26 protein-coding genes and 1 riboswitch are annotated in these 26183 nt (G+C 63.1%); of the genes, 4 read left to right on the forward strand and 22 right to left on the reverse strand.

Going from position 1 to position 26183, the window contains the following annotated elements; genetic code table 11:
* From NKI61_RS26645 to NKI61_RS26750, 22 genes are all read right to left on the reverse strand, one after another.
* Positions 1 to 1600: ribonuclease J (locus tag NKI61_RS26645; RefSeq protein WP_352841658.1), on the reverse strand; the 1600-nt coding region annotated here is incomplete at its 3' end.
* 33 nt (positions 1601 to 1633) lie between these two features.
* Positions 1634 to 2455 carry a biotin--[acetyl-CoA-carboxylase] ligase gene (locus tag NKI61_RS26650; protein WP_023709242.1) on the reverse strand — a complete coding sequence of 274 codons (822 nt, stop codon included), beginning with the start codon at positions 2453 to 2455 and terminating at the stop codon, positions 1634 to 1636.
* A 4-nt stretch (positions 2456 to 2459) separates the two neighbouring features.
* Positions 2460 to 3896, reverse strand: coding sequence for an NADH-quinone oxidoreductase subunit NuoN (gene nuoN, locus NKI61_RS26655; RefSeq protein ID WP_352841660.1), 1437 nt, complete (start codon positions 3894 to 3896; stop codon positions 2460 to 2462).
* 18 nt (positions 3897 to 3914) lie between these two features.
* Positions 3915 to 5420 carry an NADH-quinone oxidoreductase subunit M gene (locus tag NKI61_RS26660; RefSeq protein ID WP_352841662.1) on the reverse strand — a complete coding sequence of 502 codons (1506 nt, stop codon included), beginning with the start codon at positions 5418 to 5420 and terminating at the stop codon, positions 3915 to 3917.
* Positions 5420 to 7393: an NADH-quinone oxidoreductase subunit L gene (gene nuoL, locus NKI61_RS26665; RefSeq protein WP_352841663.1), complete on the reverse strand. Its 1974-nt coding sequence runs from the start codon at positions 7391 to 7393 to the stop codon at positions 5420 to 5422. Before nuoL ends, NKI61_RS26660 begins: the two co-directional genes overlap by 1 nt.
* 10 nt (positions 7394 to 7403) lie before the next feature.
* Positions 7404 to 7712 (reverse strand): NADH-quinone oxidoreductase subunit NuoK, encoded by a 309-nt coding sequence (nuoK, locus tag NKI61_RS26670; RefSeq protein WP_023670810.1) that lies wholly within the window; start codon positions 7710 to 7712, stop codon positions 7404 to 7406.
* 1 nt (position 7713) lies between these two features.
* Positions 7714 to 8334 (reverse strand): NADH-quinone oxidoreductase subunit J, encoded by a 621-nt coding sequence (locus NKI61_RS26675; RefSeq protein ID WP_023670812.1) that lies wholly within the window; start codon positions 8332 to 8334, stop codon positions 7714 to 7716.
* Between the two features lie 123 nt (positions 8335 to 8457).
* A complete protein-coding gene (gene nuoI / locus NKI61_RS26680) occupies positions 8458 to 8949 on the reverse strand; it encodes an NADH-quinone oxidoreductase subunit NuoI (protein ID WP_023805493.1) in 492 nt (163 codons plus the stop codon).
* Positions 8946 to 9203: a hypothetical protein gene (locus NKI61_RS26685; protein ID WP_023670814.1), complete on the reverse strand. Its 258-nt coding sequence runs from the start codon at positions 9201 to 9203 to the stop codon at positions 8946 to 8948. The genes nuoI and NKI61_RS26685 overlap by 4 nt, the downstream gene beginning before the upstream one ends.
* Entirely contained in the window at positions 9203 to 10246 is a 1044-nt protein-coding gene (nuoH, locus tag NKI61_RS26690) for an NADH-quinone oxidoreductase subunit NuoH (RefSeq protein ID WP_023670815.1), read from the reverse strand. The genes NKI61_RS26685 and nuoH overlap by 1 nt, the downstream gene beginning before the upstream one ends.
* A gap of 2 nt (positions 10247 to 10248) precedes the next feature.
* On the reverse strand, positions 10249 to 12330 hold the full coding sequence (gene nuoG, locus NKI61_RS26695) for an NADH-quinone oxidoreductase subunit NuoG (protein ID WP_023712710.1): 2082 nt from the start codon (positions 12328 to 12330) through the stop codon (positions 10249 to 10251).
* Positions 12330 to 12611: a pentapeptide repeat-containing protein gene (locus NKI61_RS26700; protein ID WP_352841665.1), complete on the reverse strand. Its 282-nt coding sequence runs from the start codon at positions 12609 to 12611 to the stop codon at positions 12330 to 12332. The genes nuoG and NKI61_RS26700 overlap by 1 nt, the downstream gene beginning before the upstream one ends.
* A gap of 11 nt (positions 12612 to 12622) precedes the next feature.
* Positions 12623 to 13315, reverse strand: coding sequence for a helix-hairpin-helix domain-containing protein (locus NKI61_RS26705; RefSeq protein ID WP_352841667.1), 693 nt, complete (start codon positions 13313 to 13315; stop codon positions 12623 to 12625).
* A 72-nt stretch (positions 13316 to 13387) separates the two neighbouring features.
* Positions 13388 to 14692 (reverse strand): NADH-quinone oxidoreductase subunit NuoF, encoded by a 1305-nt coding sequence (gene nuoF, locus NKI61_RS26710; RefSeq protein WP_023670819.1) that lies wholly within the window; start codon positions 14690 to 14692, stop codon positions 13388 to 13390.
* Positions 14693 to 14695: 3 nt separating this feature from the next.
* Positions 14696 to 14899: a hypothetical protein gene (locus NKI61_RS26715; RefSeq protein ID WP_352841669.1), complete on the reverse strand. Its 204-nt coding sequence runs from the start codon at positions 14897 to 14899 to the stop codon at positions 14696 to 14698.
* Positions 14899 to 16230: an NADH-quinone oxidoreductase subunit E gene (locus NKI61_RS26720; protein ID WP_352841671.1), complete on the reverse strand. Its 1332-nt coding sequence runs from the start codon at positions 16228 to 16230 to the stop codon at positions 14899 to 14901. Before NKI61_RS26720 ends, NKI61_RS26715 begins: the two co-directional genes overlap by 1 nt.
* Entirely contained in the window at positions 16231 to 16743 is a 513-nt protein-coding gene (locus NKI61_RS26725; RefSeq protein ID WP_156937191.1) for a DUF7674 family protein, read from the reverse strand.
* Complete coding sequence (locus NKI61_RS26730) at positions 16743 to 17933, reverse strand: NADH-quinone oxidoreductase subunit D (RefSeq protein ID WP_023685196.1); 1191 nt, start codon at positions 17931 to 17933, stop codon at positions 16743 to 16745. Before NKI61_RS26730 ends, NKI61_RS26725 begins: the two co-directional genes overlap by 1 nt.
* Positions 17934 to 17999: 66 nt before the next feature.
* Positions 18000 to 18377 carry a four helix bundle protein gene (locus NKI61_RS26735; protein WP_031193090.1) on the reverse strand — a complete coding sequence of 126 codons (378 nt, stop codon included), beginning with the start codon at positions 18375 to 18377 and terminating at the stop codon, positions 18000 to 18002.
* Positions 18378 to 18410: 33 nt separating this feature from the next.
* The gene (locus tag NKI61_RS26740; protein ID WP_023733807.1) at positions 18411 to 19013 is read right to left on the reverse strand and encodes an NADH-quinone oxidoreductase subunit C; all 603 of its coding nucleotides are present in this window, start codon (positions 19011 to 19013) and stop codon (positions 18411 to 18413) included.
* Positions 19014 to 19017: 4 nt separating this feature from the next.
* Positions 19018 to 19599, reverse strand: a complete 582-nt coding sequence (locus NKI61_RS26745) for a NuoB/complex I 20 kDa subunit family protein (RefSeq protein ID WP_023670824.1) — start codon at positions 19597 to 19599, stop codon at positions 19018 to 19020.
* Positions 19590 to 19955 (reverse strand): NADH-quinone oxidoreductase subunit A, encoded by a 366-nt coding sequence (locus tag NKI61_RS26750; RefSeq protein WP_023670825.1) that lies wholly within the window; start codon positions 19953 to 19955, stop codon positions 19590 to 19592. The genes NKI61_RS26745 and NKI61_RS26750 overlap by 10 nt, the downstream gene beginning before the upstream one ends.
* A gap of 327 nt (positions 19956 to 20282) precedes the next feature.
* On the opposite strand from NKI61_RS26750, the gene NKI61_RS26755 reads away from it, so the two are divergent.
* The 4 genes from NKI61_RS26755 to NKI61_RS26770 all read left to right on the forward strand — a co-directional run.
* The gene (locus tag NKI61_RS26755) at positions 20283 to 21485 is read left to right on the forward strand and encodes a winged helix-turn-helix domain-containing protein (protein ID WP_023733808.1); all 1203 of its coding nucleotides are present in this window, start codon (positions 20283 to 20285) and stop codon (positions 21483 to 21485) included.
* A gap of 29 nt (positions 21486 to 21514) precedes the next feature.
* Positions 21515 to 21718, forward strand: a riboswitch (cobalamin riboswitch).
* Between the two features lie 38 nt (positions 21719 to 21756).
* On the forward strand, positions 21757 to 22182 hold the full coding sequence (locus NKI61_RS26760) for a DUF1636 family protein (RefSeq protein ID WP_023733809.1): 426 nt from the start codon (positions 21757 to 21759) through the stop codon (positions 22180 to 22182).
* Between the two features lie 2 nt (positions 22183 to 22184).
* Positions 22185 to 23237 carry a cobalamin biosynthesis protein CobW gene (gene cobW, locus NKI61_RS26765; RefSeq protein ID WP_352841674.1) on the forward strand — a complete coding sequence of 351 codons (1053 nt, stop codon included), beginning with the start codon at positions 22185 to 22187 and terminating at the stop codon, positions 23235 to 23237.
* A gap of 115 nt (positions 23238 to 23352) precedes the next feature.
* Positions 23353 to 26183: cobaltochelatase subunit CobN (locus NKI61_RS26770; protein WP_352841676.1), on the forward strand; the 2831-nt coding region annotated here is incomplete at its 3' end.

Consider the following 26183-nt stretch of genomic DNA (forward strand, 5'->3'; position numbering starts at 1 on the left):
GCACCGCTTCCTGCACCAGATCGAGGTCCTTGCGGCGCTGGCGAGGGATCGAGTCGACCGCGCCGACGGCCGCGTCGAGCATCAGATCTTCCATGTTTTCGCCACGGGCATCGGCCTCGGCGACGCCGATGGCGACCAGATCGGGATCGCCGGCGAGCTCATATTTGTCGTCGAGCACGACATTGACCGCGACATGGCCGGCAAAGGATAGCTTGCGCCGGTCGCGTATGCCCATCGCCTGGTCGGTGCCGATCAGCCTGCCGTCCTTGTAGATGCGGCCGAACGGCACCTGGTCGATGATCGTGGCCGGACCCGGCGCCAGCCGCAGCATGTCGCCGTCGCGCACTTGCGCCACCTGGCCGATGCCCGACGTCGACATCAGCGACCCCTGCGCCACCAGATGCGCGGCTTCGCCGTGCACGGGAACGCCGATCTGCGGCCGCACCCATTCATACATCCTGCGCAATTCGCTGCGGCGGGGATGGCCGGAGACATGCACAAGCGCGTCGCCATCCTCGATGATCTTGATGCCGAGGTCGATGAGGCGGTTCTTGATCTCGAGGATCGCCTTCTCGTTGCCGGGAATGGTGCGTGAGGAAAACACCACCGTGTCGCCGGCCGTCAGCGACACCGATTTCATCTCGTCGCGCGAAAGTTTTGCCAGTGCCGCCAGCGCCTCGCCCTGGCTGCCGGTGCAGATGATGACGAGGTTCTCGCGCGGGATGAAGCCGAAATCCTCTTCGGCGATGAACTCCGGCAGCCCGTCCATGTAGCCGAGCTCGCCGGCGACATCGATGACCCGCTTCAGCGAGCGGCCGAGCACCAGGCACTGGCGGCCGGCATCGCGCGCCGCCTTGGCGATCGAGACGATGCGCCCGACATTGGAAGAGAAGGTGGTGACGGCGACACGGCCGACAGCGCTCTGGATGACGCCCCTGAGGCCTTCGCCCACCGCCACTTCCGACGGCGATTCGCCTTCGCGCAGCGCATTGGTGGAATCGCAGACCAGCGCCAGAACGCCCTTGTCGCCATAGGCGCGAAACCGCGCCTCGTCGGTTTTCGGACCGATCGTCGGTTCCGGATCGATCTTCCAGTCGCCGGTATGGATGACGGTGCCGGCCGGCGAGGTGATCGCCAGCGACATCGGCTCGGGGATCGAGTGCGCCACCGGAATGGCCTCGATCGAGAACGGGCCGACAGTGAATGTTTCGCCTGCCCGGTAGATCGTCACCGGAATTTTCTTCGGCGCGCCCTGCTCGCCCTGGCGCTTGGCGTCCAGCAGTCCGGCGCTGAACGGTGTCATCCACACCGGCGCCTTCAGCTTCGGCCAGATGTCGAGCAGCGCCCCGTAATGGTCTTCATGCGCGTGGGTGATGATGATGCCGCGCAGGCCGGCGAGGTTCTCCTCGATGAAGCGCGTATCGGGCAGGATCAGGTCGACGCCAGGATGCGCCGCATCGGGAAAAGTCACGCCGACATCGACGACGATCCACTCGCGCGCGCTAGGCGGCCCATAGCCGTAAAGGGCGAAGTTCATGCCGATCTCGCCGACGCCGCCGAGCGGCACGAAGACGAGTTCGGCGTTTTGCGCTTTCGCCATCAATTTTCCCTTCCCGGCCCTTGCGGCCAGCCCCTAAATCTTTGCCGACGCGACGGCGCCGAAATGCACGTCGCCGGCGGCTACCGTCACGACCGACCCCTCATCATCGCGGATCACGAAACGGCAGTCCGCGTCAATGGTTTCGAAGGTACCGCGCACCACATTCCCGTCAATCCTGACAGCAACCTCGCCGCCAAGCCCCGCCGCGCGCGATAGCCAGCGACGCCGGATGGCGTCGAGCCCGCGTCCGTCATCCCACAGCCGGGCATTGTCGGTCCAGGCATCAGACAGCGCCAAGAACAGCGTTTCGGCGTCGCATGTCGCGCCCAGCGCCTGAAGCGATGTCGCCGGATACGGCAAATCCGGCGGATGCGCCACCACATTGACGCCGATGCCCACCGCCACCGCGAAACGGCCGCCATCGAGAATGGCCGATTCCAGCAGGATGCCGGCCAGCTTGGCGCCGGAGGCCAGCACATCGTTCGGCCATTTCAGCTCGAAGCGATTCTGCCCCTGGCTGGCGCCGTCGAGGCCGATAGCGATCCTGCCCTTCGGCACCACGGCGTCGAGCGCATCGGCCAGCGACAGGCCGGCGACGAAGCCCAGCGTCGCCGCCAGACGCAACTCACCGCCGGTGATGACCAGCAATGTCGCCGCCAGATTGCCCTCGGGCGATACCCAGGCCCTGCCGCGGCGGCCACGGCCGCTTTCCTGCTTCTTGGAAACGACCCACAATTTGCCGGGATCGCCTGCCCTTGCATGGTCCAGCGCCAGCGTGTTGGTGGAACCCACACTGTCATGCGCCTCGAGCCGGAACCCTTCCGTCTCAGAGGTTGGAGCCAGCCGAAATGCCATCCGGTCAGAAAAATGTCTTGGCGGCGGCTTCGGCGTAGGTCGCGATCGGACCGCCGATCAACACATAGAACAGCACGAAAGCGCCGGAGATGCCAAGCACGAGGCGCAGTTCGCTCGCCATCGGCACGAAGCCGCCGGCCGGTTCGTCGAACCACATGATCTTGATGATGCGCAGATAGTAGAACGCGCCCACTACGGAGGCCAGCACGCCGATGATCGCCAGCGCATAGAGGTTGGCGTTGATGGCGGCGAGGAACACGTACCATTTCCCCCAGAAACCGGCGAGCGGCGGGATGCCGGCCAGCGAGAACATCAGGATGGTCAGGATCGTCGCCATGATCGGGTTGGTCGACGACAGACCGGCGAGATCGCTGATCTGCTCGACATTGCCTTCCTTGCGCCGCATGGCGAGGATGAAGGCGAAGGTGCCGAGCGTCATGACGAGATAGATCAGCATGTAGATGGCGACGCCGCGCACGCCGGCCTGGCTGTTGGCGGCTAGGCCGACCAGCGCGTAGCCCATATGGCCGATCGAGGAGTACGCCATCAGCCGCTTGATGTTGGTTTGGCCGATCGCGGCGAAGGAGCCGAGCGCCATCGAGGCGATCGAGATGAAGACGATGATCTGCTGCCAGTCGGAAGCGATCGGCTTGAAGGCGCCCATGGTGACGCGCACGATCAGCGCCATTGCCGCCATTTTGGGGGCAGCCGCCAGGAAGGCGGTGACCGGCGTCGGCGCGCCCTCGTAGACATCGGGCGTCCACATGTGGAACGGCACCGCGGAAATCTTGAAGGCAAGACCGGCCAAAACGAAAACCAGGCCGACGACGAGGCCGAGCTGGCGCTCACCGCTGCCAAGCGCCGAGGCGATTTCCTGGAAGCCGACATTGCCGGTGTAGCCGTAAATGAGGCTGATTCCGTAAAGCAGCATGCCCGACGACAGCGCGCCGAGCACAAAATACTTCAAACCGGCCTCGGTCGAACGCAGATTGTCGCGATTGATCGCCGCCAGCACGTAAATCGCCAGCGACTGCAGTTCGAGGCCGAGATAGAGCCCGATCATGCCGTTGGCCGAGATCATCAGCATCATGCCGAGCGTGCACAACAGGATCAGCACCGGGTATTCGAACTTGTCGAAATGCTCCTGCCTGGCGAAGCGCATCGACATCACCAGCGTCACCGCCGAACCGATCAGCGACAGCACCTTCATGAAGCGGGAGAACGGATCCTGGATGAAGGCGTTGCCGTAGGCGCTCCCCTGCCCCGTGGGAAAGATCAGCCATAGGCCTGCGATCACCAGCACGGCGACGGCAAGGCCGGTCACCAGAATGGCAGTGTTGGCGCGCGAATAGGCGCCGACCATCAACAGCGCCAGCGCGCCGATGGCGAGGATCAGCTCCGGCGTCGAGAGCGAAAGGCTGGAGTAAAGGTCCGGCGTCATGGTTCGCAAAACCTCTGGTCAGTTCGCCGCCGCGGTCTGCGCGGCGCCGATGGATGCGGTGACATTGGTGACGAGCGCCTTGACCGACTGGGCCGTGGCATCGAAGACGGGAGCGGGATAAACGCCGAAGAAGATGACCAGCACGACCAGCGGGTAGATGATTGCCTTCTCGCGCGTCGACAGATCGAGCAGGCCCTTCAGGCTTTCCTTGGTCAGCGCGCCGAAGATCACCCGGCGGTAGAGCCAGAGCGCGTAGGCCGCCGACAGGATGACGCCGGTGGCGGCGAAGAAAGCCACCCAGGTGTTGACCCGGAACACGCCGAGCATGGTCAGGAACTCGCCAACGAAACCTGACGTGCCCGGCAAGCCGACATTGGCCATGGTGAAGATCAGGAACACGGTTGCGTATTTCGGCATGTTGTTGACCAAGCCGCCATAGGCGTCGATCTCTCGCGTGTGCATGCGGTCGTAAATGACGCCGACGCACAGGAACAGTGCGCCCGAGACGAGGCCGTGGCTCAGCATCTGGAAGATCGCGCCCTGCACGCCTTCCTGGTTCATGGCGAAGATGCCCATGGTGACGAAGCCCATATGGGCGACGGAGGAATAGGCGATCAGCTTCTTCATGTCCTCCTGCATCAGCGCCACCAGCGAGGTGTAGATGATGGCGACGACCGACAGCGTGAACACCAGCGGTGCGAACATTTCCGACGCCAGCGGGAACATCGGCAGGGAGAAGCGCAGGAAGCCGTACCCGCCCATTTTCAACAGTATGCCCGCCAGGATCACCGAGCCCGCCGTCGGCGCTTCGACATGCGCATCGGGCAGCCAGGTGTGCACCGGCCACATCGGCATCTTCACCGCGAAGGAGGCGAAGAAGGCTAGAAATAGCCATGTCTGCATGTGGGCCGGGAAGTTGTGGGTCAGCAGCGTCGGGATGTCGGTGGTGCCCGCCTGGAAGAACATCGCCATGATGGCGAGCAGCATCAGCACCGAGCCGGCGAGCGTATAGAGGAAGAACTTGAACGAGGCGTAGACGCGGCGCTTGCCGCCCCAGACGCCGATGATGATGAACATCGGAATCAGGCCGGCCTCGAAGAAGACGTAGAACAGCACGATGTCGAGCGCGCAGAACACGCCGATCATCAGCGTTTCCAATAGCAGGAAGGCAATCATGTAGGCCTTGACCCGCGTGTCGATCGCTTCCCACGACGCCAGGATGCAGAGCGGCATCAGGAACGTCGTGAGGATGACGAACAGCATCGAAATGCCGTCGACGCCCATATGGTAGGAGATGCCGGAATCCAGCCAGGCAAACTTCTCGACGAACTGGAAGCCGGCCTGCGAATTGTCGAAGCCGGTCCAGATGAACAGCGAGATGATGAAGGTGGCCGCCGTCGTCGTGAACGCGATGGCGCGGATGTTGCGACGCGCATTCGGGCTGTCATCCCTGATGAACAGGATCAGCAGCACACCGACCAGCGGCAGGAAGGTGACCAGCGAGAGGATTGGCCAGGCGGTCATCAGAGCATCATCCAGGTGACGAGTGCGGCCACGCCGATCAGCATGGCGAAGGCATAGTGATAGAGGTAGCCGGTCTGCAGCTTGACGACGCGGTCGGTGACATCGACGACGCGCGCCGAAATGCCGTCAGGACCGAGCCCGTCGATGATGGTGCCGTCGCCGGTCTTCCACAAGAACCTGCCCAGCGCCTTTGCCGGCCGCACGAACAGGACGTCGTAGAGCTCGTCAAAGTACCATTTGTTGAGCAGGAAGGCATAGAGCAGCCGATGGTTGGCGGCGACACTCCGGGGCAGTTCCGGCGAGCGGATGTAGAACTTCCAGGCGACTGCAAAGCCGATGACCATGGCGACGAACGGTGCCAGCTCGACCCACAGCGGCAATTCATGGATGTCGTGCAGGATGTGGTTGTCCGGCAGCGTGAACAGCGACGCCTTCCAGAATTCGGCATAGCCTTCGCCGATGAAGGCGCCATGAAAGATAACGCCGGCAAACAGCGCGCCCGCGGCCAGGATGAACAGCGGCACCAGCATCACCGGCGGCGATTCATGGACATGGTGCATGACGTCGTGGCTCGCCCGCGGCTCGCCGTGGAAGGTCATGAAGATCAGCCGCCAGGAGTAGAAGGAGGTGAAGCAGGCGGCGATGACCAGCAGGACAAAAGCGAGGCCGGCGACCGAATTGTGGCCGGCAAAGGCAGCCTCGATGATGGCATCCTTGGAGAAGAAGCCGGCGGTGCCGATGACGGTCACCGGAATGCCGACGCCGGTCAGCGCCAGCGTGCCGATCACCATCATCCAGTAGGTCTTCGGAATGAGCTTCCGCAGGCCGCCCATCTTGCGCATGTCCTGCTCGTCGGAGACGGCATGGATGACCGAGCCCGAGCCCAGGAACAGCAGCGCCTTGAAGAAGGCGTGCGTGAACAGATGGAAAATCGCCGCGCCATAGGCGCCGACGCCGAGCGCCACGAACATGTAGCCGAGCTGCGAACAGGTCGAATAGGCGATGACGCGCTTGATGTCGTTCTGGACCAGGCCGACGGTCGCCGCGAAGAAGGCGGTGAAGGCGCCGATGAAGGTCACCACGGTCAGCGCCGAATGCGACAGTTCGAACAGCGGCGACAGCCGCGCCAGCATGAACACGCCGGCCGTCACCATGGTGGCGGCATGGATCAGTGCCGAGACCGGGGTCGGGCCTTCCATGGCGTCCGGCAGCCAGGTGTGCAGCGGCACCTGCGCCGACTTGCCCATAGCGCCCATGAACAGCAGCAGGCAGACGATGGTCATGGCCGCCTGCTTGTCCAGCGCATAGCCGAGGAAGGTCAGCACGGCGGCGCCTTGTGGTGCGCCTTCAGCCGGAATGAACGTCGCGGCATTGGCGAAGATGGTGCCGAGATTGACCGAGCCGAACAAAACGAAGACGCCGAAAATGCCGAGCGCAAAGCCGAAATCGCCGACGCGGTTGACGACGAAGGCCTTGATCGCAGCGGCATTGGCCGACGGCTTCTTGTACCAGAAGCCGATCAGCAAATAGGAGGCGAGACCCACCCCTTCCCAGCCGAAGAACATCTGCACCAGATTGTCGGCCGTCACCAGCATCAGCATGGCGAAGGTGAACAGCGACAGATAGGCAAAGAAGCGGGGCCGGTTCGGATCGTGGTGCATGTAGCCGATCGAATAGATGTGGACCAGCGCCGACACCGTGTTGACCACCACCAGCATGACCACCGTCAGCGTATCGATCTTGAGCGCCCAGGACGCGTCGAGCCCGCCGGATTGGATCCAGCGCAGTACCGGCACGGTGAACACCTCGCCCTCGCCGAAGCCGACGGAGAAGAAGGCGACCCAGGACAGCACGGCCGAGATCACCAGGAAGCCCGAGGTGATGTATTCCGATGCCTTGGCGCCCAGCGAATTGCCGAACAGGCCGACGATCAGGAAGCCGAGCAGCGGAAGGAAGACGATCGCTTGATACATGTTAGCCCCGTCAACCCTTCATCTGGTTCACGTCTTCGACCGCGATCGAGCCGCGGTTGCGGAAGAAGACGACGAGAATGGCAAGACCGATGGCCGCTTCGGCGGCCGCGACCGTCAGCACGAACAGGGCAAACACCTGGCCGACGAGATCGCCCAATGCCGCCGAGAAGGCAACGAAATTGATGTTGACCGCCAAAAGGATCAGCTCGATCGACATCAGGATGACGATGATGTTCCTGCGGTTCAGGAAGATGCCGAACACGCCCAGCGTGAACAGGATCGCCGATACGGTCAGGTAATGTGCGATGCCGACGACCATCTCAGAGCCCCTCGCCCGACTTGACCTTGCGGATTTCCATGCCTGTCGCCGGCGTGCGGCCGACCTGGGCTGCGATCGACTGCCGCTTGATCCCTTCCTTGTGGCGCAGCGTCAGCACGATGGCGCCGATCATGGCGACCAGCAGGATGAGGCCCGAAATCTGGAAGTAGTAGAGGTAGTCGGTATAGAGGATGTCGCCGAGTGCTGCGGTGTTTGTCCGCGCGGCAAGATCCGGGATGGGTTTGGAGACCGTCGAGGCCAGTTGCGGCGCGAAGGTGTAGCCGCCGAGCACCACGATCAGCTCGGCCGCCAGGATCAGCCCGACCAGCGCGCCGATCGGCGCATATTGCAGGGCGCCTTCCTTCATCTCGGCGAAGTCGACATCGAGCATCATGACGACGAACAGGAACAGCACCATGACCGCGCCGACATAGACGACAAGCAGGATCATCGCCAGGAACTCGGCGCCGGTCAGCATGAACAGGCCGGCGGCGTTGAAGAAGGTCAGGATCAGGAACAGCACGGAATGCACGGGGTTGCGCGACGAAATGACCATGAAGGCCGACGCCACCGCGACAAAGGCGAAGAGGTAGAAAAAGGCCGCCTCTAGTCCACTCAGCATTGGGGATCCCCCGGGTTCCTGTCCAAACAGGACATCCGTCCTGTTTGATTTCTGCGACCGCCTCCGGCCGGCAAGTTGCGTTGTCCTTAGACGAGGCCCCTCGCCCCGTCCATGCGTCAAATGTCAGCGGTAGGGCGAGTCCAGCGAGATGTTGCGCGCCAGTTCGCGCTCCCAGCGGTCGCCATTCGCCAGCAGCCTGTCCTTGTCGTAGTAAAGCTCTTCGCGCGTCTCCGTCGCGAACTCGAAATTCGGCCCCTCGACGATAGCGTCGACCGGGCAGGCTTCCTGGCAGAAGCCGCAATAGATGCACTTCACCATGTCTATGTCGTAGCGCACGGTGCGGCGCGTGCCGTCATTGCGGCGCGGGCCGGCCTCGATGGTGATCGCCTGCGCCGGACAGATCGCTTCGCACAATTTGCAGGCGATGCAGCGTTCCTCGCCATTGGGATAGCGGCGCAGCGCGTGCTCGCCACGGAAGCGCGGGCTGGTCGGCCCTTTCTCGTGCGGATAGTTGATCGTCTCCTTCGGCGCGAAGAACTGGCGCATCGACAGGAAGAAGGCGCTGACGAAATCCTGCAGCAGCAGCGATTTTGCGGCTTGAGCAAGCGCACTCATTCGGCACCCCCAAAAATCTGTATTGCAGCGATGGCGCCGACAAACCCAAACAAAACAGGCATCAGGAAACGGTAAGCAAGTGTCGTCAGAGCAGCCAATTTCTGCTTGTCCCAGCTAAACACCGGGGCTCGATAGTTTGCTGCCAACCTTTGTTCCTGTTGCCGCAAGACGTAAGGAAGCACGACCAGATTGCCGAACAACGCCACGACTACGCCGGCAACTGCTCCCAAAAAACCAAGGGTGAAATCGCCCATCACGCCATCCCCGTGATCTTGAGGAAGGCCGCGGTGGCAACGACCATGAACAGCGAGATCGGCAAAAATACTTTCCAGCCGAGCCGCATCAGCTGGTCGTAGCGGTAGCGCGGCACGAAGGCCTTCACCATCGAGAACATGAAGAACATCAGGCAGATCTTGAGCACGAACCAGATCACGCCGGGCACCCAGGTGAAGGGGGCGAAGTCGAAGGGCGGCAGCCAGCCGCCGAGGAACAGGATGGTGGCCAGCGCGCACATCATCACCACGGCGACGTATTCGCCGAGGAAGAACAACAGGAACGGCGTCGAGGAGTATTCGACCATATGACCGGCGACGAGTTCCGACTCGGCTTCCACCAGGTCGAAGGGCGGGCGGTTGGTCTCGGCCAGCGCCGAGATGAAGAAAATGACGAACATCGGGAACAGCGCCAGCCAGTGCCAGTCGAGGAAGCTGTTGGGCAGGCCAAGCTTGGTGCCCAGCCCATCCTGCTGCGACAGCACGATGTCCGACAGGTTGAGCGAGCCGACGCAGAGCAGCACGGTGACGATGACGAAGCCGATCGAGACTTCGTAGGACACCATCTGCGCCGCCGAGCGCAGCGCGCCGAGGAACGGGTATTTCGAGTTGGACGCCCAGCCGCCCATGATCACGCCATAGACCTCGAGCGAGGAGATGGCGAAGACGTAGAGGATGCCGACATTGACGTTGGCGATCCCCCAGCCCGCATTGACGGGAATGACCGCCCAGGCCGAGATTGCCAGCACGGCCGACACCAGCGGCGCCAGCAGGAACACGCCCTTGTTGGCGCCGGACGGAATGACCGGTTCCTTGAAGACGAATTTCAGCAGATCGGCGAAAGCCTGCAGCGTGCCCCACGGGCCGACGACGTTCGGGCCGCGGCGCAATTGCACCGCCGCCCAGATCTTGCGGTCGGCGTAAAGCAGGTAGGCAACCCCGATCAGCAAAACGACGATCAGCACGACCGACTTTAAAAGGATGATCAGCGTCGGCAGCACGTAGAAGGAGAAGAAGGTGTCCATGTCTACTCTGCCGCCTGCCTGAAGCCGTTTTTCGCCAGCGCCGAGCATTCCGCCATGACGGCGGAGGCCCGCGCGATCGGGTTGGTCAGATAGAAATCCGTGACCGGCGAGGTGAAAGTGCCCTTGTTCAGCCGCCCGCCGAGCTTCGCCACCTTGGCGACGTCATCGGCATTGCCGGCTTCGACATGATCGATGCGGGCGAGATGCGGGTATTCGCCATAAAGTTTGGCGCGCAACTGCTGCAGCGAATCGAAGGGTAGTTTCTTGCCCAGCACATCGGACAATGCCCTCAGGATCGCCCAGTCTTCGCGCGCGTCGCCCGGCGCGAAGCCCGCGCGGTTGGTCTGCTGCACGCGTCCCTCGGTGTTGACATAGGTGCCGGACTTTTCGGTGTAGGCGGCTCCCGGCAGGATGACATTGGCGCGGTGCGCACCGGCGTCGCCATGCGTGCCGACATAGACGACGAAGGCGCCGCCGGTCTTGGACATGTCGACCTCGTCGGCGCCGAGCAGGAACAGAACCTCGCTCTCCCCCAGCATGCCGGCAACGTTCTTGCCGCCCTTGCCAGGCACGAAGCCGACATCGAGACCGCCGACGCGCGCGGCCGCAGTGTGCAGCACGGCAAAGCCGTTCCAGTCGGCGCGCGCAGCGTTGACGGCCGTGGCGAGTTTCGCCGCCTGGCCGAGCACCGCCGCGCCGTCGGCACGCGACAGCGCGCCCTGGCCGACGATGATCAGAGGATGCGTCGCCTTCTTCAGCACCTGGAAGAACTTGCCATTGCCGTCGGCCAGATCTTTCAAGGACTCCGGACCGGCGCCGAGCTGTTCGTAGTCGTAACGCGTGTCGCCGACCTCGCCGATGACGCCGACCGGCAGATTGCCGATCCGCCAGCGCTTGCGGATGCGGGCATTGAGCACCGAGGCCTCGAAGCGCGGATTGGCGCCGATGATCAGCACCGCGTCGGCCTGCTCGATGCCCTCGATGGTCGGGTTGAAGATGTAGCTGGCGCGGCCGAGCGCCGGATCGAGTGCGGCGCCGTCCTGGCGGCAATCGGTGTTCCTTGAGCCCAACGCAGCCATAAGCTGCTTCAGTGCGTAGATTTCCTCGACGGCGGCAAGATCGCCCGAAATCGCGCCGATTTTCTCGGGCGCAGCATTCGACACCGCATCCCTGATCGCAACGAACGCTTCGGCCCAGCTGGCCGGCGCCAGCTTTCCGTCCTTGCGGACATAGGGGCGGTCGAGGCGCTGCGTGCGCAATCCGTCCCAGATGAAGCGGGTCTTGTCGGAAATCCACTCCTCGTTGACCGCCTCATTGACGCGCGGCAGGATGCGCATCACCTCGCGGCCGCGGCTGTCGACGCGGATTGCCGAGCCGACGGCGTCCATGACGTCGATGGATTCTGTCTTGGTCAGCTCCCACGGCCGTGCCTGAAAGGCGAAAGGCTTGGAGGTCAGCGCGCCGACCGGGCAGAGGTCGATGACATTGCCCTGCAGCTCCGAGGTCATGGCGCTTTCGAGATAGGTGGTGATCTCGGCATCCTCGCCGCGGCCGATCAGGCCAAGCTCGGAAATGCCCGCAACTTCCGTGGTGAAGCGAACGCAGCGCGTGCAGTGGATGCAGCGGTTCATAACCGTCTTGACCAATGGGCCGATATACTTGTCTTCGACCGCGCGCTTGTTCTCGTGATAGCGCGAGGAATCGACGCCGAAGGCCATCGCCTGGTCCTGCAGGTCGCATTCGCCGCCCTGGTCGCAGATCGGGCAATCCAGCGGATGGTTGATCAAAAGGAATTCCATCACGCCTTCGCGGGCCTTCTTGACCATCGGCGTGTTGGTGAAGATTTCAGGCGCCTCGCCATTCGGACCCGGACGCAGGTCGCGCACATTCATGGCGCAGGAGGCCTGCGGTTTGGGCGGCCCGCCCTTCACCTCGATCAGGCACATGCGGCAATTGCCGGCGATCGACAGCCGCTCATGGAAGCAGAAGCGCGGCACTTCCGCGCCGGCGTCCTCGGCCGCCTGCAGCAGCGTGTAGTGGTCGGGTACAGTGATCTCTTTCCCGTCGACCTTGAGCTTTGCCATCAATTGCCCCCGGCGGTCTGCGCCGTCTCATATGCCTGAAACAGATCGCTCAGCCTGATGCCATTGATCATCATGCCGGCGACTTCAGCGTTTTCTATCTTCAAATTGCTCATATTCACATTGCTGAAAAACGCGTCCGAGAGGTTCGCGTCGTCCACAACGGCCGCCGACAGGTCGACGTTGTGAAACTGCGTGTTCGACAAGTTCACATCGTCAAATCTGGAGTTGCTGACGATGGCATTGCGCACATCGAGAACATCGCTCCTGTCGTGGATATCCATGCCTGCCCCCCCTACTTCTTCGCCTTGGCAGCCAGCGTCAGCGCCGCGGCCTGGCGGGTCCACTCGTCGCGGCCGATGCGGCCGGTGAGCGACAGGTAGTCCTCGACCCAGGCGATCTCTTCCGGCGCCCAGGCGGCGATCTGGGCAAAGGTCCAGATGCCGAGGCCGTTCAGCACCTTTTCCAGCTTCGGCCCAACGCCGGTGATCGCCTTGAGATCCGACGGCTTGGCCGGACGCGCCACGGCCTTGGGCTGTCTGAAATCCTCCGGCATCAATCCGATCGTCGCGCCTTCGGCGACGGCCTCGGTCTTCTCCGGCTCGGCATCGACGGTGCGAGCGGCAATATCGGTCACATCCTGGGCAAAAGTCTGCGCCTCGGCGATCAGGGTTCTGGTCGCCGCGCGCGCCTTGGTGGCGGGGGCGGTCTCGGCCAACCCTTGGCTGCGCTGTTCGAAATCGTCGATGATCGGCTGGAAAATCCGCTGCGATGCCTCGGCAGCACCCGACAAGGCGCCTAGCCACACGCCAAAGGCATGGTTGGCAAGGCCAAAGCCCAGCGCCGACATCGCGGCGGCACCCGCGACAGGATGCGCGAGAAGGTTGACGGCGCTGGCCATCTCCTTCGGCATCATCCTGGTCAAATCCTGGTTCATCTTCTCAAGCTGGTCCAAATTGGGCATCAAAGGGTTCGAATAGGGCGCCATAGACATCTCCTGGTCGTTTCTTCGTCAGCCCCGCCCCTATATTTCCGTCCGGGGCTTGCGCCCGATTTCAATCTACTCAGCAGCCACCATCACCGGTTCGGCCCGGTGCGCGTTGCGCGAAAACTCGTCGATGCGCCGCTCCACCTCGCCGCGGAAATGCCGCATCAGGCCCTGGATCGGCCATGCCGCGGCATCGCCCAGCGCGCAGATCGTATGACCCTCCACCTGTTTGGTGACGTCGAGCAGCATGTCGATCTCGCGCTTCTGCGCCTCGCCGCGCACCAGCCGCTCCATCACCCGCCACATCCAGCCGGTGCCTTCGCGGCATGGCGTGCACTGGCCGCAGCTCTCATGCTTGTAGAAATAGGAAAGCCTGGCGATCGCCTTCACGATATCGGTCGATTTGTCCATGACGATGACAGCCGCCGTGCCGAGGCCGGATTTCAGGTCGCGCAAAGCATCGAAATCCATCGGCGCATCGATGATCTGCTCGGCCGGCACCAGCGGCACCGAAGCGCCGCCCGGAATGACCGCCAGGAGATTGTCCCAGCCGCCGCGAATGCCGCCGCAATGGGTTTCGATCAGCTCGCGGAACGGGATCGACATCGCCTCTTCGACGGTGCACGGATTGTTGACGTGACCCGAGATGCAAAACAGCTTGGTGCCGACATTGTTGGGCCGGCCAAAGGACGAGAACCAGGCGGCGCCACGGCGCAAAATGGTCGGCGCGACCGCGATTGACTCGACATTGTTCACGGTAGTCGGACAACCGTACAAGCCGACATTGGCTGGGAATGGCGGCTTCAGCCGGGGCTGGCCCTTCTTGCCTTCGAGGCTTTCGAGAAGTGCTGTTTCCTCGCCACATATATAGGCGCCGGCGCCGTGATGCATGTAGATGTCGAAATCGTATCCGGACGTGTTGTTCTTGCCGATCAGCCTGGCCTCATAGGCCTCGTCGATGGCGCGCTGCAGCGCTTCGCGCTCGCGGATGAACTCGCCGCGCACATAGATGTAGGCGGCGACCGCGCCCATGGCGAAGCCGGCGATGAACGAGCCCTCGACCAGCGTGTGCGGATCGTTGCGCAGGATGTCGCGATCCTTGCACGTGCCCGGCTCGGATTCGTCGGCGTTCACAACGAGATAGCTCGGCCTTCCGTCGCTTTGCTTGGGCATGAACGACCATTTCAGCCCGGTCGGGAATCCGGCGCCGCCGCGGCCACGCAGGCCGGACGCCTTCATCTCGTTGACGATCCACTCGCGCCCCTTGGCGATGATGCCGGGCGTGTTGTCCCAGGCGCCGCGCGCCATCGCGCCGGCCAGCGACTTGTCGAAGAGGCCGTAGATGTTGTTGAAGATGCGGTCTTTGTCGGCCAGCATGACTTACCTCTTTCCCCGGAAGACGATCGAGAACCACACCAGCACGCCCATGCCGGTCGCGGCCATCGATTCCAGGATATCCGAAAACGGCAATTCGACGAGGCGCCGGAGCCCCTCCAGAAGGATGTTGGCAGCAGCGATGCAGATAACGCCGATGACAATACTGCGCAGCGACAGCAAAGATCCGGTGCTTTGCGCTTCAGCCATCAACGTGGCTCCTTGCCGAAGACGCGGATGTATTCGGCGACGCCGCCCTTGGCGAGCGCCTTGGCCTGCTTGCCCCAGTCGTCGCGCTCGATGCGGCCCTGGAAAGCGAGATATCCATCCACCCAGTCGCGCTCGGCCTTATTCCAGGATGCGACCTGTGTGAAGGTGAAGATGCCAAGCGAATGAAGGATGCCCTCGATCTTCGGGCCGATGCCCGAGATCAGCTTGAGATCGTCGACCGCGGCCGGCCTGTCGATTCCGGCCGGACGGTTCTTGTCCTCGAGCGACGGCTTTGCGGGTCTGGCTGTCGGCGCCTTGACGGCCGGGGCCACCGGGGCCTTGGCCGCTGGCGCCTTGAATTCCGGAGCGATGAAGGCAGCTGCCGGCGTGGAGGTGGTCTTCGAGCCATTACGCTGCTTGGCGACCTTCTCGACTTCAGGCGCCGCGGTGTTGGCGTTGGCGGCCGAATGCAGGGGCGCCGGGACGCTCGCCGCTTTTTCCGCCGCCGGTGCAACCTTGGCCCTGGAGGGCGACTTCAACGCCGAGCTGGTTTCCGGCGCATCGGTCTTCGGCTTGCCGGCGTTGGATGGCGCGACCGGGGCGGCCGCTGCAGGAGCGGCAGGCGCCGGAACAGGCGCTGCAATGATCGCGTCGGGCGCCGCGTGGGCAGCCTTGCTCGCCGCCCTGGCTTCCTTGTCGCGCGTCGCTTTGAGGATCGCCTTTTCGCTCTTCAGCGTCGTCAGGCCAGGCGCCGGCTCCGAGCCGGTTCTGCCGTTTTGCGGTCCCGTGGGAACCGAGGCCCCCTTGCCTGCATCATAAAGATCGATGATTTCGGCCAGCCGCTCAGGCGTCAGATCCTCGAACGTGTCCTTGAAAACCATCACCATCGGCGCGTTGACGCAGGCGCCGAGGCATTCGACCTCCTCCCACGACAGCGTGCCCTTGTCGTTGGTGTGGAACTGGTCGTGATGGATTTTCGAGCGGCACACATCCATCAGCGCTTCCGAGCCGCGCAGCATGCAGGGCGTGGTGCCGCAGACCTGGATATGCGCGCGCGTGCCGACCGGATTGAGCTGGTACTGCGTGTAGAAGGTCGCGACTTCGAGCCCGCGAATGCGCGGCATGCCGAGCATGTCCGAAATCGTCTCGATCGCCGCCTTGGTGACCCAGCCTTCCTGCTCCTGCGCAATCATCAGCAAGGGAATGATCGCCGACTGCTCCCGGCCCTTCGGATATTTCTTGATCCATTGCTTCGCAACCGCCGCATTCGCCCGGTTGAAGGCGAAGGTGGCTGGCTGGACGCTTGCATCTGCGAGACGGCGGACTGACATTTAGCGATCGGGCCCCTGCTCTGCTACGAGAGCTATTGCGGTTTCACATTCTTTCTGATGAGAAAACGGAATGCGTTCGGCAGATCGAGCAACACTCGCAAATCGCTCTGCGGGCAACATGTATTGCCACAGCCCCAGAACAGTTTGCCTTACTTGAGGCGAGATCCATGCCATGACCGCATCAGCGTCGATGTCATCGTCGAACAAGTGCTCGTAAAAAGCGACACCAGCCGCATTCCAAATCTGTTTGTTCGGGTGAACGGCAGCCCATTGGGCGAACCCATGCATTCTACCCAGCTTGTCCATGTCATTGTCGCGGTGGGCAAGGCGCGTCTTGGGTAGCAGGGTAAAAAAGAAGTCATAGATGGAACAGTGCTGAGTCGAGTTGTAAGAAGCCTCGGCGAACTCGACCGGCAGCATGGCTTTTGCCAATTCGCGCCACCGCGGTAGGGCAGCGTCCGCATTCCCTCGAACACCGACCTGAGAGCGCACTGTAGGATTGGCTGCCGCCATCACCGATCAACCTCCCCGAAGACGATATCGAGGGAACCCAACACGGCGGTGACGTCGGCCAGCATATGGCCGCGGCAGAGGAAATCCATGGCTTGCAGATGCGCGAAGCCGGGCGCGCGCAGCTTGCAGCGGTAGGGTTTGTTGGTGCCGTCGGAGACGAGATAGACCCCGAACTCGCCCTTCGGCGCCTCGACGGCGGCATAGACCTCGCCGGCCGGCACGCGATAGCCCTCGGTGTAGAGCTTGAAGTGATGGATCAGCGCTTCCATCGAGCGCTTCATCGCCTGGCGCTTGGGCGGCACCACCTTGCCGTCGAGGTTCGACACGGGCCCGGTGCTTTCCTTGCCGAGCAGAAGGTCGACGCACTGGCGCATGATCTTGGCCGACTGGCGCATTTCTTCCATGCGCACGAGATAACGGTCGTAGCAGTCGCCGTTCTTGCCGATCGGGATGTCGAAATCCATCTCGGAATAGCATTCATAAGGCTGCGACTTGCGCAAATCCCAGGCCGCACCCGAGCCGCGCACCATGACGCCGGAAAAGCCCCAGGCCCAGGCGTCGGCAAGCGACACGATACCGATATCGACATTGCGTTGCTTGAAGATGCGGTTGCCGGTAAGCAGCCTGTCGAGGTCGTCAAGCGACTTCAGGAACGGGTCGATCCACTTGCCGATGTCCTCGACCAGCTTCGCCGGCAGATCCTGGTGCACGCCGCCGGGACGGAAATAGGCCGCATGCATGCGCGAACCGGAAGCGCGCTCATAAAACACCATCAGCTTTTCGCGTTCGACGAAACCCCACAGCGGCGGCGTCAGCGCGCCGATATCCAGCGCCTGCGTCGTCACATTGAGGATGTGCGACATGATGCGGCTGAGCTCGGAATAGAGCACGCGGATCAACTGGCCGCGCTTCGGCACTTCGATGCCGAGCAACCGCTCGGTGGCGAGCGCGAAGGCATGCTCCTGGTTCATCGGAGCGCAATAATCGAGCCGGTCGAGATAGGGCACCGCCTGCAGATAGGTCTTGTGCTCGATCAGCTTTTCGGTGCCGCGATGGAGTAGGCCGATATGCGGATCGACGCGATCCACGACCTCGCCGTCCAGCTCCAGCACAAGACGCAAAACACCGTGCGCCGCAGGGTGCTGCGGTCCGAAGTTGATGTTAAAGTTGCGGACGGAGGTTTCAGCCATTCTGGCGCCTCTGGCGAAGAGTCAGTAGTGAGTAGTGAGTAGTGATCATCAATCTCAATGCCTGCTTCATTCCGCCTGCTTGGCCTGCACCGTTCGGATAAGAGATCTCATCATTTTTCCAATCTCTTCGCATCGCAGCAGCAGCTCAATCTCATTGTCTTTTCGCAGCAGGCCAACCCGACATGCCAGCAGTATGTGTGTCTCCAGTTCCTTCAACGAGCCTTGCGCCATGCGCAAAAATTGAACGAACGACCCTCTGTTCTCCCGACCGTATCCCTCCGCGACGTTCGCTGCGACCGAAACCGCCGATCGGCGCATCTGAGAGGTCATGCCGTAAATCTCATCCCTCGGAAACTCTTTGGTGAAACGGTAGCAATCCTCAGCAAGCGTCATCGCCGATTGCCACACCTTCAAGTCGCGATAAGATTCGATCCGTTGCTCCAAATCTTTTGCTACTGACTACTCACTACTTCCTACTCACTGTTTCGCCTTCTCATCGCCCGGCAGGACGTAATCCGTCCCTTCCCATGGCGAAAGAAAATCGAAATTGCGGAATTCCTGCTTCAGTTCCACAGGCTCGTAGATGACGCGCTTGGCTTCGTCGTCGTAGCGAACCTCGACGAAACCGGTCAGCGGGAAATCCTTGCGCAGGGGATGGCCCTCGAAGCCGTAATCCGTGAGGATGCGGCGCAGGTCCGGATGGCCGGAGAACAGCACGCCATAAAGGTCATAGGCCTCGCGCTCATACCAGTCGGCGCCGGGATAGACAGCGGTGAGCGACGGCACCAGCGTCTCTTCGTCGGCCTGGACCTTGATGCGGATGCGCAAATTCTGCTTCGGCGAAAGCAGATGATAGACGACGTCGAAACGCTTGACGCGCGACGGGTAGTCGGCGCCGCAGATATCGATGATCGAAATGAACTGGCAGCCCGAATCGTCACGCAGGAAGCTTGTCACCTCGATCAGATTGTCTGTAGCAACCGAGATCGTCAGTTCGCCATAGGCCAGCACCGCATCGGACACGCGGCCCGGCAGCTTTTCGCCGAGATAGGTCGACAGTTCGCTCAGAGATGCGGCCATGGTCTTACCGTTCGATCGTGCCGGTGCGGCGGATCTTCTTCTGCAGGAGAAGAATGCCGTAGAGCAGAGCTTCGGCGCTTGGCGGGCAACCGGGCACATAGATGTCGACCGGCACGATGCGGTCGCAGCCGCGCACCACCGAATAGGAATAGTGGTAATAGCCGCCGCCATTGGCGCAGGAACCCATCGAGATGACGTAGCGCGGCTCCGGCATCTGGTCGTAGACCTTGCGCAAAGCCGGGGCCATCTTGTTGGTCAGCGTTCCCGCCACGATCATGATGTCGGACTGGCGCGGCGACGCGCGAGGAGCCACGCCAAACCTTTCAGAATCATAGCGCGGCATCGAGGTGTGGATCATCTCGACGGCACAGCAGGCGAGACCGAAGGTCATGAACATCAGCGAGCCGCTGCGTGCCCAGGTGATCAGCGCCTCGGTCGAGGTGACCAGAAAACCCTTGTCGGCCAGTTCATTGTTGATCTCGAGGAAGAACGGATCGTCGGAACCGACCGGACGTCCGGTATTGGGGTCGATCAGACCTTTGGGCTTCGGCGCGACGAGCGTTCCGGAACTGTCGTTCAATCCCATTCCAGCGCTCCTTTTTTCCATTCATAGGCAAAGCCGATGGTCAGCACCGCCAAAAACACCATCATCGACCAGAAACCGAGCATGCCGATCTTCGAGAACGACACCGCCCACGGAAACAGGAAGGCCACTTCCAGATCGAAGATGATGAACAGGATCGACACGAGGTAGAAGCGGATGTCGAATTTCATCCGGGCATCGTCGAACGAGTTGAACCCGCACTCGTAGGCGGAAAGCTTCTCCGGATCGGGATTGCGATAAGCCACCAGGAACGGCGCGATGATAAGCGCCAGGCCTACAACCGCGGCCACGGCGATGAAGAGGACGATGGGCAGGTATGAACTGAGGAGTACGTTCATGCTCGGCTTTCCGTTGGCGGCCAATCCACTTTGATTACAGCAACCAACCCTAATGCGGAAGCGCGACAGTTTAACCGCTGAACCGTTTTAGGTGCCTTTGCTGCAACGCGGCGAGGGTTAGCGCACGGCTTTCAGCGAAGCAAGTCAAACCTTGTTCAAAAGACAGTGCTGGACGGCAGGCCGGGAAAAACTGGTCCGATCTCCTCCTGTTTGATTTCCTTCACCTTTCACTCCACTTTTGTCTCCTGACACATCTCCCGCCATTTGCCTGCTAGCATGACCGGAATCGCCGGCTAAATTCGGGAAAATGGTTCGAGGCAAGACACTTTGACGAAGGACAAAATCTCACTCCCCACGGCCAGGCGCATCGGGCTCGCCGCGCAAGGATTTCTCGATCCCCGCCCGGTCGGCACGCCCGATCGCCGCCACCTCGCCCGCGTGCTGTCGCGCACCGGCCTGCTGCAGATCGATTCCGTCAGCGCCGTGGTGCGCGCCCACTATATGCCGCTCTATTCGCGCCTTGGCCCCTACCCGCTCACCCTGCTCGACAATGCCGCAATCACCCGCAAGCGCACCGTGTTCGAGTACTGGGCGCATGAGGCCTCGTTCCTGCCGGTCGAGACCTACCCGTTGATGCGCTGGCGCATGCAGCGCGCCGAGCAGGGCGACGAAATGTATCTGGGGCTGGCCAAATGGGGCCGCGAACACGCCGCCTATATTGAAGACATCTACCGCGCGGTCGCCGAGCGCGGCCCGATTGCCGCTTCGGCACTGGAGGGCCAGAAAGGTTCGGGCGGCTGGTGGGGCTGGAGCCACGCCAAGCACGCCTTCGAATGGCTCTTCTGGGCCGGACGCATCACCACGGCGCACCGCCGTGGCTTCGAGCGCTTCTACGACCTGCCCGAGCGCGTGCTGCCGCAGGCGATCCTCGACCTGCCGGTGCCGGCGGCCGAGGACGCGCACCGCGAATTGCTGCGCATTTCCGCCCGCGCCCACGGCATCGCGACGTCGGGTGACCTGCGCGATTATTTCCGCTTGTCGCCAGCCGACATGAAGGGCCGGTTGGAGGAACTGGTCGAGATGGGCGAGTTGCTGCCGGTAAACGTCGAAGGCTGGGACAAGCCGGCTTACCTCTATAAGGACGCCCGTCTGCCGCGAAAGATCGACGCCCGCGCGCTACTGGCGCCCTTCGATCCGGTGGTCTTCGAGCGCTCGCGCACCGAGCGCCTGTTCGATTTCCACTACCGCATCGAGATCTACACCCCGGCCGACAAGCGGCAATATGGCTACTACGTGCTGCCCTTCCTGCTCGGCGACCGGATCGTCGCCCGCGTCGATCTGAAGGCCGACCGGCCTGCGAGTGTCTTACGCGTCCACGCCGCCTATGCCGAAGCAGGCGCACCGCCTGAGACCACCGCACAGCTTTTCGAGGAACTAAAGCAGATGCAGGGCTGGCTTGGCCTTGAGCGCATCGAAGTGACGCCGGCCGGCAATCTGGGGAAACCCCTGGCCGACATCGCCATGTCGTAGCAGCGCGTTGACACAACTCCCCGCAACGGCCTAAATCCGCTCCAGACGGTCCCCTGCCCGCAACGGCAAGGGCCAAGAGGGAATGCGGTGCGGGACAAAATCCCAAATCCGCGGCTGTCCCCGCAACTGTAAGCGAAGAGCCAAGGCCGAATGCCACTGGGTAACACCGGGAAGGCGGCTAACCAAGGCGATGACCCGCGAGCCAGGAGACCTGCCGTCTGAGACAAAGTATCCGATCGCCTGGCGGGTTTCCGGGCAAGGAGCACGGTTTTTGGACCAGAACAGCAGTTTTTCGGCTGGCACAGCGGATGTTTCGTCTGCCGATAGCGACGCGTTGGCCGGCGTGACCGTCATCGTCTGCGCCTCATGCCGCGATGAAACCGGCTCAGACGCTCACCCCCGCGCCGGCGAACTGCTGGCCGACGACACGCGCCTCGCCGCTGCCGGCGATATCCGGGTCCGCACCGCCGAATGCCTCGGCAATTGCAAGCGCCGGCTGAGCGCTGCCATCCTGCGTGACGGCTGCTGGAGCTATGTCTTCGGCGATCTGACCGCAACCAGCGGCGCCGACCTCGTCACCGGCGCAAAGCTCTTCGCGACCTCGACCGACGGCCTCATCCCGTGGCGCGGCCGGCCCGATAGCCTCAAGCGCGGCCTCGTTGCCCGCATCCCACCCCTCGATATGCTGAAGGACTGACGATGAACGCTTCAAACCCGGCCGGCAATCTCTCCCGTGTTCCCTGCACCGTCGTCACCGGCTTTCTCGGCGCCGGCAAGACGACGCTGGTCCGCCATCTCCTGGAAAACGCCGGGGGCAAGCGCATCGCCATCATCGTCAACGAGTTCGGCGACATCGGCATCGACGGCGAAATCCTGAAAGGCTGCGGCATCGACACCTGCCCCGAGGAAAACATCGTCGAACTCGCCAATGGCTGCATCTGCTGTACAGTCGCCGACGATTTCGTGCCCGCGCTCGACAAGATCCTCGCACTGACGCCGAAGGTCGACCACATCCTGATCGAGACCTCGGGCCTGGCTCTGCCCAAGCCGCTGGTCCAGGCATTCCAGTGGCCGAGTGTGAAAAGCCGGGTAACCGTCGACGGCGTCATCGCCGTGGTCGACGGCCCGGCGCTGGCGGAGGGACGCGTTGCCAACGATATGGACGCCCTGCAGGCTCAGCGCGCTCAGGACGAAACGCTCGACCATGACGATCCGGTCGAAGAAGTCTTCGAGGACCAGATCGCCTGCGCCGACCTGATCATCCTGTCGAAGAGCGATTTGATGGACGCCCCCGGTTCGGCCCGCGCCAACGCCATCATCAATGAGCATTCCGCTCGCGCGGTAAAAATCGTGCCGACCGCGCATGGCAAGGTCGATCCCTCGGTGCTGCTTGGCCTCGGTCTCGCCGTCGAGGACGACATCGAGAACCGCAAGTCCCACCATGACGGCGCTTTCGACCACGAGCATGACGATTTCGACACCTTCATCGTCGACATCCCCTCGATCGCCAATCCGGACGAACTGGCCAGGCGCGTCGCCATGGTGGCCGAGGAAGAGAATGTGCTGCGTGTGAAAGGCTTCGTCGATGTCGGCGGCAAGCCGATGCGGCTTTTGCTGCAGGCCGTCGGCCCACGCGTCAACCATTATTATGACCGCGCCTGGACGGCCGAAGACGATCGCCGCTCGCGTCTCGTCGTCATTGGCCTGAAGGGGCTGAACCGCCCGGCGATCGAGCGTATACTCGCCGGCTGATCTCAGGAGCAATTCCAGGAAAAGTGTGAAACGGTTTTCCCAGAGGAATTGCGTAAAAACAAGGAGATAGAGCGGCTCGCCGTTTCCGTGAAACGGTGAAACGCGCTAAGCCGCGATGCACATACTCACCACCACATCCGCGTCGCTCGACGATCTCGCCGAGCCAGTTGATCTCCGGCAGACGCCGGCGGATATCGTGGCGCTGTCCTTCACCGACAGCGACCTCGCCGGCCTCGCGGCGGGCTGGAAGGCCGATGCTGCCCGCCTGCCGTCAATGCGGCTAGCGGCGCTGCGCGACCTGCGCCATCCCATGTCCGTGGACCTCTGGATCGACAGCGTCGCTCGCTACGCCAAGGTGATTTTGGTGCGCATCCTCGGCGGCTACGACTGGTGGCGCTATGGCTGCGACCAGCTTGCCGCGACTGCCCGTGCGAACGGCATCAAGCTGGCGCTGCTGCCTGGTGAAAGCCACGACGAGGATCTCAGGCTGATCGAAGCCTCGACGCTGTCGCGCCCGGAACTGGACGCGCTGCTTGGCTATTTCCGCGAGGGCGGGCCGGAGAATATGACGGCGCTGGTGCAGCGGCTGGCGGGGTTGGCTGGGTCGGATGCGGCGGTTGCAGAGCCGGTCAGCGTGCCGAAAGCTGGCTACTACGAGCCAGGCCGCGGCGTCGTAGGCAAGTTGGATTTGGCCGATGTCGGCGTTCCTTCACACCCCCCTCTGTCCTGCCGGACATCTCCCCCGCAAGGGGGGAGATCAGCCGGCGCGGACCTCGGCACTTTTTCTGCCCAGTCGATAATAGATTCCTCTGCAACAGCCCCGATTGGCGAAAGCGTCGATGACAGCGCAATCTCCCCCCTTGCGGGGGAGATGTCCGGCAGGACAGAGGGGGGTGGGCGGGAACTCGGCGCAGACAACATCAACCCTCCCATCATCCCCATCCTCTTCTACCGCTCGATGCTGCTGGCAGCCGACGTCGCCCCCATCGACGCGCTTTTTGATGCACTGCGCCAACGCGGCATGCGCCCGGCCCCCATCTTCGTCTCCAGCCTGAAGGACCCGACGTCGCTGGCCTTCGTCGAGACCGCGCTCGCCTCGCTCAACCCCGCCGCCATCATCACCGCAACCGCCTTCGCATCCGGCGCCGAACCCGGCGTCCAAACCCTGTTCGACCGCGCCGGCGTGCCGGTCTTCCAGGTCATCGTCGCCACCACCCGCCGCCACGTCTGGGACAACAACCAGCGCGGCCTGGCGCCCGCCGACCTCGCCATGCATGTCGTGCTGCCCGAACTCGACGGCCGTATCCTTGCCGGCGCGATTTCCTTCAAGGGCGAGAGCGAGACCGACCCGGCGCTCGGCCACCGCGCCTTCGCCAACCGCCCGGAACCGGATCGCGTGGCGCAAGTGGCGGACAGGCTAGCGGCGTTCACACGGTTACAGCAGACGCCCCGCGCGACGCGTAAGTTGGCGATCCTCATTCCGGACTATCCGAGCGCGCCCGGCCGCACTGGCTATGCAGTGGGCCTGGATGTGCCGTCCAGCGTGCTGGCCATGCTGCATGACCTGAAGGAGCAGGGCTATCGCGTTGACGGGATTCCAGAAACGCCGCGTGAGTTGCTGGACGCGTTGGAGCGGAGAGGCGATGGGCTGGGGTTGGAGGAGTATCTGGACTTCTCAAAGGATTTGCCGGCTGACGCACTGGCTGCAGTCGAGGCGGCATGGGGCGCCCCTTCACCCTCCCGCTTGTGGGGAGGGTCGGTTCGCGACATTCGCGAAGCGGATGGCGCGAAACGGGGTGGGGGTAGCGGTGCACCACCCCCACCCGGCCCTGCGGGCCACCCTCCCCACAAGGGGGAGGGTAAGAGCGGCTTCCCCTTCCGCGCCGCCACCTTCGGCAACATCACTGTCGCTCTCGCCCCCGACCGTGGCCGCTCGGCCGACCGGCGCGCCGATTACCACGACCCGACGCTGCCGCCGCGCCACGATCTGCTGGCCTTCGGCCTGTGGCTGCGCAAATCGCTCCGCATCCATGCTCTCATCCATGTCGGCGCTCATGGCACGCTGGAATGGCTGCCCGGCAAGACGGTAGCGCTCTCACAAAACTGCTTCCCCGAGATCGTCACCGGCTCGTTGCCCGTCATCTACCCCTTCATCGTCTCCAATCCCGGCGAAGCGGCGCAGGCGAAGCGGCGTATCGCCGCCGTCACGCTTGGCCATCTGCCGCCGCCGCTGACCGGTGCCGGCCTCGACGAAGGGCAGCACAAGCTCGAACGCCTCGTCGACGAATATGCCCAGGCCGACGGCCTCGACCGCCGTCGCCGCGACCGCCTGGCAAAACTGATCGTCGACACGGCGCAAAAGACCGGCTTCGCCTCCGAAGCCGGCGTCGCCGGAACCGATGCGCCCGACGAGGCGCTGCGCCGCATCGACGCCTGGCTCTGCGACCTCAAGGATTTCGCCATCAAGGACGGCCTGCACATCTATGGCCGCGCTCCCGACGACGAGCCCGACGCCATGCGCGTGCAAAGCGCGGAGGCCGAGAAAGCAGCACTTCTTGCCGCGCTCGACGGCCGTCACATCAAGGCGGGTCCGGCGGGCGCACCGGCGCGTGGCCGCTCCGACGTGCTGCCTACCGGCCGCAACCTGTTCACCTCCGACCCGCGCACCATGCCGACGCCGACCGCCTACGATCTGGGAAAGGCGGCGGCAGAAGAAGTCGTGCGCGGCTATATGCAGTCGCATGGCGACTGGCCGCGCTCGCTGGTCATCGACCTCTGGGGCTCGGCCTCGCTGCGCACCGGCGGCGAGGAGATCGCGCAAGGCCTGGCGCTGATGGGCTGCCGGCCGCAATGGGATTCGGCCACCGGCCGCATCACCGGCATCGAAGTGCTGCCGCCGGCCACGCTCGGTCGCCCGCGCGTCGATGTCACCTGGCGGATTTCGGG

The organism is Mesorhizobium sp. M0514 (assembly GCF_040321145.1).
Classification (GTDB): domain Bacteria; phylum Pseudomonadota; class Alphaproteobacteria; order Rhizobiales; family Rhizobiaceae; genus Mesorhizobium.